Source organism: Paenibacillus sp. SZ31, from assembly GCF_012912005.1.
In the GTDB taxonomy this organism is placed as follows: Bacteria; Bacillota; Bacilli; order Paenibacillales; family Paenibacillaceae; genus Paenibacillus.
This window is the reverse complement of record NZ_JABBEA010000024.1, coordinates 53,976-63,673: the sequence shown is the minus strand read 5'-3', so window position 1 is coordinate 63,673 and position 9,698 is coordinate 53,976. Positions and strand designations below refer to the sequence as shown.

The window sequence follows — 9,698 nt, the reverse complement described above, 5'->3', positions numbered from 1 at the left end:
AGGCTTGTCTCAAACTTTCGCGTTCATTCTGCAAGCAGAATGTTTACTCACTCGTTGTTCAGTTTTCAAAGATCAAAAACATTCAATTTGTTGCTATCTTTCATGTTGTCGTCGTTTCAGCGGCGACTTTTATAATATATCATGTTGAAGTTCTCTTTGCAAGCATTTTTTTTCGATTATTTTCAATCGCTTTATTTTCATGCTTGTTTCGGTGAACCGCTCCTAAAAAAGGAACGAAAATTAATTTACCATATGAAATTAGAAAGGTCAACCCTTTTTCGACAAAAAGTATGAACCCCTCAGCAAATTCAATACTTTCATGGTTCAGAGGTACAGCACCCGCTATGAAGAGCCGCACCTCACTTCCACTACAGTACACCGAATATATGACCAGCTTCAGCACGTTACGGCTTCGACTTTTTCAGCTTCCCACCTCTTGCATACTTGGACAACTCTTTTGGCGGGGCAAAGCGTGCATACATGCGGAACACAGTCTTATATCGGCTCGCGATAGCATATTTGATCTCTTGGTCAAGACGATTATCACTTAGATCGAACAGCATTTCATCTAATTCTTTACGTAGTACATAGTCTAGTTCCTTGCATTCCTTCTCGTTAAACAACATACCCAGCATTAGAGTTCTCCTTTTTGTGCATAGCCTCTTTATCACACTTACACAAGTTTCATGCAGCACCCCCTGCATTCGCTTTTGTGGATGCTGCTGGAACCCGTTTTATTGTTATGGTCAACTTTCTGAAAATTTATGAATGCCAACCATCACAAAATTTTATCCTCTCACCAGAGCATACGTAAGTGTACTTTCAATGATCGCTGCAACAAGAAGCAAGATAACAACCCAGAAGGATGCGGTTAACGTTCTGTTCATGAATACTTTCCACCGTGTACCAATCGTATTTCGTTTGTCGCTTCCAAGTTGTACAAGGCTTTTGATAACCAGTCCACCAAATTTCAGTCCGAATGCGCAAGCAATAATAATGACCGGAATCTCAATAATGCCATGCGGAAGTAATCCTTTAACCACAATATCATAGAAGCTTGCTCCATAATTCATCGTGGTGTGAACAACAAATCCAAGAACCATCCCATTGATCAGCAGGAAGATGACAGGAAGAATTCCGAAGAATATACCGGCATAGATGACAAGTACGCTTTTGATGGCATTATTGAAAAAGATAAACAGGAAGAAGTTCCACTGCACGTTGCCTCCCTGCTCTAGCCGTTCACTGACCTCGCGTAATCCTCCGATTTGATTCAACAACAGTTCCTCCAATGGACCTGTACTCACCCATCCCGCCCCTATTCCTGCGGCAAACAAAACTATGGACCAGATTAAAGCACTGCGGATGGAGCCAATATCTTTAAGAAATGTACTGAATTTTAACATAATAACCTCCTGTAGAATCTAAAATGATGGACAAACAAGGATCAGTGACGAATAACTGGGCAGTACGAGCATACATTGGAGAGTAAACAAGCATTTCTTATGGGAGAGGGGCGCTTATTGAAATGAACTCGTTCTATGTATTTAGCGGCAAAAAGATTAAACGTTACCTGATTGTCCTGGTTGCTGCCGTCTTTGCGATCGGTATTATCTATCTGGAGAGAGGTAATGTCTCCGTATTCTCGGAGGAAGCACCATCAGCCGTGTACAGCGTTCCAACCGAGAAGAAGGTTATTGCATTAACCTTTGACATTAGCTGGGGGGATAAACGGACCGAGCCGATTCTGAAAGTTCTTCAGGAGAATAAAGTGCAGAAGGCAACCTTTTTCCTTTCCTCCCCCTGGAGCAAGACACACCCCGAGATTGTCACAGCTATCAAAGATGCAGGATATGAAATTGGTAGCCATGGACATAGACATGAGAATTACAGCAGCCTGACTGAGGAAGAAATCCGCAAAGAAATTTCGACAGCTCATAGCATTTTAACCGATTTAACGGGAAAAGAACCGAAATTACTACGTCTGCCCAACGGGGACTTTGACAAACGTGTACTTCAGGTAGCCAATAGTCTGAACTATCAGGTTGTACAGTGGGATACTGACTCCCTGGATTGGAAAAACCCTGGTGTACAGACCATTGTTGATCGCGTGGTTAGTAAAGCACATCCGGGTGACATCGTACTGCTGCATGCAAGCGATTCCTCCAAACAAACGCATGAAGCACTGCCTGTCATTATCGACAAGTTGAAAAATCAGGGCTATGAATTCGTTACCGTCTCGGAATTGCTGAACCATTCCAGTGTCGAAGGCAAAGAAGTTCGTGACCAAGCCAGCGGTCAATGATTGCTAGATTATTGGAGCTATAGCTCAAATAGGTGCGCAAAAGTTGAAAAGAGCTAACCAGGTTAGCTCTTTTTGGTATGTTTTTTTATGCAAAACGATTTCTATGCGCGGCTTTCATTCAAGTGTTCTGCTTTTCCACCTACACTCCGGTTCGTAGATACATCCACCAGCCTGTGCAGTATCAGCATTTGGTATGCATTACATAAGAGCAAAGGAACCACAATAAATATGGTTGCAGCATTCACATCAATACGTAATACGCCGATTGTCTCCACTATGGTGACGGAAATCATGAAAAAGAGTGTAGGTACGAGCGCGGAGATATGAGTCAGTTTCACTTTAACGTAAGCGGTAACAATTGCAGCTGCCAAAATAATGATACCTAGCACAATATCCGATATGCGTTCCCGGTCTCCCCCAACAAACAGGCGTAAAAACATCACGTCAAGCAGGGCTAACACCGTTAGTACAATCTGCACGATCTGCCAACCGCGCTTTGGAAATACACCTTTACCCATATAATTCAATATCAGATATGCAAAGAAACCCATTTGTGAATATACGCTGATCATAACCCCTGATCCAAAGAGGATCAGAAGATACAGAAGAAAATCATTCAATCCATTTGTTTTCTCTCCGTTCACCAGCATCATAATCAATCCTGTACCTAGTGCTCCCGCGGCCCCAATAAGCAAGGCTGTCCAAAACAGGAAAAACCATTTACGTAAATTCAAATGTTTTCCACCCCCGAGTGTTTATTTTACCAACCTTCACAGCAAAAAACCATCATTGCTCAACATATTTCCCCCTTTCCCATCACATACTACATCCAGTATCTAATCAAGGAGGGATTGTACACATGAAACGGCCTTTGTGGCAGCTATGCTGTGTCGTACTGGGGCTATCCGTCATGCTTGCCGGCTGCGGTTCAGATCAGAGTTCTTCGCCTCCTCAGGGCAGTTATAAAGAGATGAAAACGATGGTTGTCGATATTTTGAAAAGTGATGAAGGCAAGAAAGCGGTGGAGGAATCTCTTACCGGTCAAAGCTCATCCAGCGGTGAAGGCGGCGGTTCAGAAGAAGGTGGCGGCGGATCGGGTGGTGGTTCGGGAACCATTGGTATGAAAATGTTAATGCCTGTGCAATCTTCGGAACAAATACGTATTGCAGTAAAAGATACCATTACAGCTCCCGAATACCAGAAGGAATTCGAGAAGATCATGACAGATCCACAGTTTGCCGGGGAATTTGCCAAAGTGATCAACGCGCAAAGCAAACAACTCCATATGCAGTTGATCAAAGATCCCACATATCAAAAGTCTGTTGGAGACATCATGAAGTCACCTGAGGTATCCAAGATGTTCATGGATATGACCAAAACTCCGGATTATCGTAAACAGACGATGACTGTTATGCAGGAAGTGATGCAGAACCCGTTATTCCGCATGGAAGTACTCACTTTGCTCAAGAAGGTTGTGCAGGAGGAATTACAACCCAAAGTAGAAAGTGGCGGAGAAGAGGGAAAAGAACAAGGCGGACAACAAGAAGGTCAGGGAGGTAGCGATGGCGGAGATGGTGGAAGCAGTGGAGATTCTGGTGAAGGCGGAGGTTCATAAACAGTAGATGTAGGTACACCATAGAAACTGAAAAGCCTGCATCCGAATGGACGCAGGCTTTATTTGTATTTATAACGAACTTCCCATTAGAATTTGGATTCAATGGACCGAGCCACTTCATCGTAGATGGCCCCAATACGGGAGTCTGCTTTGTAAACAGACGGTGAGAAATCAGGCTCGGAAGGATGATTATCTGGAGTACCTAATGGAATCAGGGCAAGTAAGCTTGTATGCAGACTTTCCGCAAGCCTTCCCCCGCCCCCACGACCAAAGACATAATCCTTCTCTCCGCAACTGCCACACTCGTAGTAAGCCATGTTCTCAACCACACCTAGTAATTCATGATCTGTCTGGATGGCCATTGCACCTGCACGTGCTGCGACAAAAGCTGCTGTTGCATGCGGCGTGGTAACGATGATTTCCTTGCTCTGTGGCAACATCTGATGCACATCCAAAGCAACATCTCCCGTACCTGGTGGCAAGTCCAGTAACATATAATCCAACTCACCCCACTGGACATCAGTAAAGAATTGACGCAGCATCCGACCGAGCATGGGTCCACGCCAAATTACTGGGTTGTTCTCCCGAATAAAGAAACCCATCGACATGACTTTGACACCAAAACGCTCCACCGGTTGAATAACGCCGTCTTCCACAACTGGATACTCCTCAATCCCCATCATGTCGGGTACACTGAAGCCATAGATGTCGGCATCAATCAATCCCACTTTCTTACCTTGTCGTGCCAAGGCTGCAGCCAGATTAACGGTCACTGTTGATTTACCAACGCCGCCTTTACCACTGGCCACAGCAATAAAACGAACGCCTGATTCAGGGCTTAACAACTCATGTCCATCCAGACCGGCTGCGTGACCTTTCACAAGCACTTCGTCCGGATCCTGCTCATCATCAGGTTGTCCCATATTCAGGCTCTCACGATCATGCTCAGAAGCTGCACGCACGCGAATATGTACATCCTTCATTCCGTGCTGGGACAACAGATTACGCGCAGCGTCACTCAAGGCTGTTGTATCCTCAGGTCGGTTCTCCAGTGTCACCATGGTCAGAGCCACATGATTTTCTTTCAACATAACATCACGAACCCATTCCAGTTCGGTCAGACTTACTCCCAATTGCGGTTCTTGTAATGGCTGTAATAGTTCAAGTATCTGTTCTTTTGATAACATCAGACAGCACCTCAGCTTTATCTATTGGCATGTAATTAGGTATGCTGCTCCAATTATATCATTACCCTTCTTGTTATGACTAACTTTTAGGTCGTTCTCCTGAGGAATATCTGAGAACCCCATTATAGATCGAAGCTGCTACTTTACGTTGATAAGCCTCGTCCGCAAGCATACGTGCCTCTTCGGGATGAGAAAGAAAACCCACTTCTACTAGCGCTGACGGGATCTTCAAAGCCTGTAACAGGTAAACTGTATTAACCGTTTTGGCGATTCGATCTGTATTCTCCAGATTACGAACCATCTCTTGTTGAAGCAGATTGGCCAGTCCTTCGTTATCCGGATGGTTTGGAGTATAGAAAACCTGCGCTCCACTCCATCGGTTTGAAGGAACACTGTTCATGTGAATGCTGATAAAGAGATCCGCTTGTTTATCCTCAATCCGCCGTACTCTTTGCTTCAGATCCTCCGTTTTGCGTTTGGAGTACCCCCTGGTGTCCGATTCCGCCAGATCGGTGTCTATTTCTCGGGTCATCACAACTAAAGCCCCTGCCTGTTGCAAATAATCTCTCACATACAGGGCGATAGCCAGATTGATATCCTTTTCAATAACCCCCTGTTTACTCACCGCTCCTCCATCCGGACCTCCATGACCTGCATCAATAGCAATGACTTTACCCGCCATCGGCAAACTCCAGTAGCCTGACGTCTTTGCGGAAGGTAGCTCATAGGACATCACTGCCACTAACATGGCCAGCAAACCGAGGCTTAACATGACCCTTTTAATTGTCTTTAACCTGATCCAGACTACAAAGTGCTTCCCCATATTTTTACGCATAAAAAAACCACCTCGTCCCTATAAATGACTCTAATCATCTATATGGGACAAGATGGACAAATATACCGTTAGGACCGGACTTGCTCCGCCATTCCTTCAATAAGCACCTCAGCTACCTCAGGACGTGTAAATTCAGGTGGAGGGCACTGCCCGTCACGTAGCAACCCGCGCACTTTGGTGCCGGAAAGCGTCATATGGTGTTCCTTATCATGAGGACAAGTTTTACTGGAAGCCATATTTCCACATTTCGTACAGAAGAAACTATGTTCGAAGAACAACGGAGTGATCCCCAGCTCCTCTGCCGTAAAGTTAGTAAAGATCTCCTGTGCTTCATATGTTCCGTAATAATCGCCAACACCCGCATGGTCACGACCGACTATAAAGTGGGTACAACCGTAATTTTTGCGGACCATCGCATGAAAAATAGCTTCTCGTGGACCGGCATACCGCATAGCTGCAGGGAACACACCAAGAAACGCACGATCAGCTGGATAATAGTTCTCTAGCAACACCAGATAACTCTTCATCCGAACATCTGCGGGAACATCATCCGACTTCGTCTCTCCAACGAGCGGATTCAGGAAGAGTGCATCTACAATCTCCATAGCGCTCTTCTGGATGTACTCATGGGCCCGATGGACCGGATTACGTGTCTGAAAACCAACTACCGTCTTCCAACCCTTCTCCTGGAAAATCTTCCGGGTATCCGCAGGGTCATAATAAAACTCTTCAAATTTCGAAGGTTTTGGACGGTTCAGAACTTGAATTGGACCTCCTACATATGTTGCAGGACGCTCCAACAGTTTTTTGACACCCGGGTGCTCTGAATCATCAGTTTTGAAAACACGTCGTGCTTCTTCACCCTGATCCACCTGGTATATACTTTGGACTTCGAGCAAACCATAGGTTACCCCATCTTGATCACCAACAAGTTTCACACGCTCACCAATCTGAAGGGATGCCGCCTGTGCATCGTCAACAGCAAGTGTAATCGGTATACTCCATACCGTTCCATCCGCGAGACGCATGCGAGACACAACCGATAAATAATCTTCCTCATTCATGAAACCTTGGAGTGGTGAGAACGCACCTACGCCAATCAGATCCAAATCGGATATCGTCCAGGTATTAATACGCAAAGAGGAAAAATCCTTACTGTCTTGCAATAACTGCTCCCGTTCTTCTCCTTGTACGATACGCTGAACCAGCGTACCTCCATGAGGCAGAATCGATGTCATCTTGTCAGCTCCTTGTTTATCAATTATTTATGAAGGCCACATTCCGTTTTATCATTACCAGACCAGCGACCAGCACGTGGGTCCTCGCCAGGCATAACTTGACGTGTGCAATGCTCACAACCAATACTCGGGTAGTTCTGATCATGAAGTGGGTTATATACAACGTTATTGTCACGAATATATTGCCATACATCCTCCGTCGTCCAGTGCGCAATCGGATTAAACTTCATCAGGCCGAACTTGGAATCATATTCAACCTTTTTCGAGTTTGCACGAGTTGGCGCTTGATCTCTACGGATACCTGTAATCCATGCATCATACTGTGAAAGAATACGTGTCAGCGGCTCGACTTTGCGGATATTGCAACATCCGTTGGGGTCAGACTTCCACATCTCTTCACCATGCTGAGCTGCCTGCTCTTCAGGAGTAATCTTAGGTGATACACGTACAAAATCAAGATTATAGTTCTCCTGCATCTTATCACGTGTTTCGTATGTTTCCTTAAAGTGAAAATCCGTATCGAGATAAAAAATATCTGTAGAGGGGCTGATTTTCTGCACCATATCTACAAGTACAACATCTTCTGCACCAAAACTACATGCAAAAGTGATATTTGGAAATGTTTCAATCGCATACCGAATAATATCCTCTGGGCTGGCATGCTCCAGTTCCTCTGCCTTAGTCCGTGCAAGTTCTTCTTTCTCCAACAAGTTCATCTGTGAATTTCCCCCATTCTGCATTTCAATACATCTTAAAGCCGACTAATCTAATATGAATTATGTTTAGTATAAATCTTTCATTGGGGATGTCAATGCCTGCCATATGGTAAAATAAATCAGTTTTTGCCCACTTTTAAACGTCGCTCAGACACATTATTTTGGTTCAGTTTACGCATTTCTCTGTTACTCAGATAAAAACAATCAGAATAGTCCACATCATCGGGCAGATGAAAATATATCACCTTACCTTGGAAACCTTTGCTGCTGTTGGGTTTGCACAGTTCATGTCTTCAAGAGCAGAATCGAAATGGCACCAATTTATTGAAAATGAAGAAAGAGATGAAGAAGTTTTAAGGTGAGCAGAGTTGCGACATATAGCAATTGATATGTAAGGGACTTTTATCGTTTCCATAAGAAATACTGATGAGGTTCACACTAAAGAGTGAAGTAGAAAACAACAAGCCGAATGAATTCAGGTAAATTCAGCGTGAGCACTAATAGATGATCATATAAGGAGCTGTTATAGAAAGCGGAGGTAGAAAGATGGATAAAAGTACATCGAATGATGTAAAACCGATTAGAGAGGTTATGTAAAATGTATTAACACACACTAAAGGATTGTATTGAGGAACATTACGAGGATTCTGAATAGGCATTGTAGGGTTAATGTATAAGCATGTGGAGAGACATGAGGGCTAATACATAAACTCTCATGCAGTATAAAGTGGAACAGTCATGAGTATATAAAAAAGCCTTTGGCCGAGGCCAAAGGCTTTAATATTAACGTTTGGAGAACTGAGGTGCGCGACGAGCCGCTTTAAGACCGTATTTTTTACGCTCTTTCATACGTGGGTCACGAGTCAGGAATCCTGCTTTTTTCAGGGATGCACGGTATTCCGGATCTGCTTTGAGCAGAGCGCGGGAGATACCATGACGGATTGCGCCGGCTTGACCGGAGATTCCGCCACCATGAGCAATAACAAGAACGTCATAGTTGTTGAGCGTTTCTGTCAAGTTCAGTGGTTGTTTTACGATCAGTTTGAGTGTTTCCAAACCGAAGTATTCATTAATATCACGTTTATTGATGACAATGCGTCCTTCACCCGGTACAAGGCGAACACGTGCTACCGAATGTTTACGACGACCTGTCCCATAGTATTGTACTTGTGCCATGAAACTGTCCTCCTTTTAATTAACCGCGAAGTTCGTAAACTTCTGGTTTTTGTGCTGCATGTGGATGCTCAGTGCCTTTGTACGCTTTAAGTCTCAGCTTCATTTTCTCGCCCATGCGAGTTTTAGGAAGCATACCGCGAACAGCCAATTCCAACACACGCTCAGGTTTGTTCTTAATCATTTCTTCAGCCGTAGTTACTTTCAAACCACCTGGGTGCATCGAGTGACGGTAGTATTTTTTACCTTGCATTTTCTTACCAGTCAATACGATTTTCTCAGCATTGATGATAACAACGAAATCGCCAGTGTCCACGTGTGTAGTGAATTGTGGCTTATGTTTGCCGCGAATCAAAGCAGCTGCTTCGCTCGCCAAACGTCCGAGGGTTTTGCCTTCAGCATCAATGATGTGCCATTGGCGCTCAACTTCGTTAGGCTTCGCCATGTACGTAGTACGCATGAAAAGTTCCTCCTTAAAATGTTCAAAATCATTATTTTCATTTATCTTCGTTCGTTAGGTTATAACTTTAGGTGTTGATGGATTGTTAAATTTCGATGTGAACATCTTAATTGGGGCTGTGGGAAAGCCATTAAGAAAACACAACTTTTATATTACAGGATAATCAATT

The 9,698-nt window shown here is 44.2% G+C and carries 11 protein-coding genes; 2 read left to right on the top strand and 9 right to left on the bottom strand.

Annotated elements, in window-relative coordinates; all coding sequences use genetic code 11:
• Nucleotides 1–404: 404 nt before the first annotated feature.
• Nucleotides 405–635 (bottom strand): hypothetical protein, encoded by a 231-nt coding sequence (locus HF638_RS27355; RefSeq protein ID WP_017692114.1) that lies wholly within the window; start codon nt 633–635, stop codon nt 405–407.
• 153 nt (nt 636–788) lie between these two features.
• Nucleotides 789–1,406, bottom strand: coding sequence for a stage II sporulation protein M (locus HF638_RS27350; RefSeq protein WP_169483057.1), 618 nt, complete (start codon nt 1,404–1,406; stop codon nt 789–791).
• A 122-nt stretch (nt 1,407–1,528) separates the two neighbouring features.
• Between HF638_RS27350 and pdaB the strand changes: the two genes are divergently transcribed.
• Nucleotides 1,529–2,305 (top strand): polysaccharide deacetylase family sporulation protein PdaB, encoded by a 777-nt coding sequence (gene pdaB, locus HF638_RS27345; RefSeq protein WP_169483056.1) that lies wholly within the window; start codon nt 1,529–1,531, stop codon nt 2,303–2,305.
• 101 nt (nt 2,306–2,406) lie between these two features.
• Here the strand turns inward: pdaB and HF638_RS27340 are convergent, their stop codons facing one another.
• A complete protein-coding gene (locus tag HF638_RS27340) occupies nt 2,407–3,039 on the bottom strand; it encodes a KinB-signaling pathway activation protein (RefSeq protein ID WP_169483055.1) in 633 nt (210 codons plus the stop codon).
• A gap of 125 nt (nt 3,040–3,164) precedes the next feature.
• Between HF638_RS27340 and gerD the strand changes: the two genes are divergently transcribed.
• Nucleotides 3,165–3,920, top strand: coding sequence for a spore germination lipoprotein GerD (gene gerD / locus HF638_RS27335; protein ID WP_169483054.1), 756 nt, complete (start codon nt 3,165–3,167; stop codon nt 3,918–3,920).
• Between the two features lie 86 nt (nt 3,921–4,006).
• Here the strand turns inward: gerD and HF638_RS27330 are convergent, their stop codons facing one another.
• The 6 genes from HF638_RS27330 to rplM all read right to left on the bottom strand — a co-directional run bounded on the left by HF638_RS27330 (nt 4,007) and on the right by rplM (nt 9,529).
• Nucleotides 4,007–5,107 carry an Mrp/NBP35 family ATP-binding protein gene (locus HF638_RS27330; protein WP_169483053.1) on the bottom strand — a complete coding sequence of 367 codons (1,101 nt, stop codon included), beginning with the start codon at nt 5,105–5,107 and terminating at the stop codon, nt 4,007–4,009.
• A 79-nt stretch (nt 5,108–5,186) separates the two neighbouring features.
• Nucleotides 5,187–5,942, bottom strand: a complete 756-nt coding sequence (gene cwlD / locus HF638_RS27325; protein ID WP_169483052.1) for an N-acetylmuramoyl-L-alanine amidase CwlD — start codon at nt 5,940–5,942, stop codon at nt 5,187–5,189.
• A gap of 68 nt (nt 5,943–6,010) precedes the next feature.
• Nucleotides 6,011–7,180, bottom strand: coding sequence for a sulfate adenylyltransferase (gene sat / locus HF638_RS27320; protein ID WP_169483051.1), 1,170 nt, complete (start codon nt 7,178–7,180; stop codon nt 6,011–6,013).
• Nucleotides 7,181–7,203: 23 nt separating this feature from the next.
• Complete coding sequence (locus tag HF638_RS27315) at nt 7,204–7,896, bottom strand: phosphoadenylyl-sulfate reductase (protein WP_169483050.1); 693 nt, start codon at nt 7,894–7,896, stop codon at nt 7,204–7,206.
• 783 nt (nt 7,897–8,679) lie between these two features.
• On the bottom strand, nt 8,680–9,072 hold the full coding sequence (rpsI, locus tag HF638_RS27310; RefSeq protein ID WP_017692105.1) for a 30S ribosomal protein S9: 393 nt from the start codon (nt 9,070–9,072) through the stop codon (nt 8,680–8,682).
• Between the two features lie 19 nt (nt 9,073–9,091).
• Nucleotides 9,092–9,529, bottom strand: coding sequence for a 50S ribosomal protein L13 (rplM, locus tag HF638_RS27305; RefSeq protein WP_017692104.1), 438 nt, complete (start codon nt 9,527–9,529; stop codon nt 9,092–9,094).
• Between the last annotated feature and the right edge of the window lie 169 nt (nt 9,530–9,698).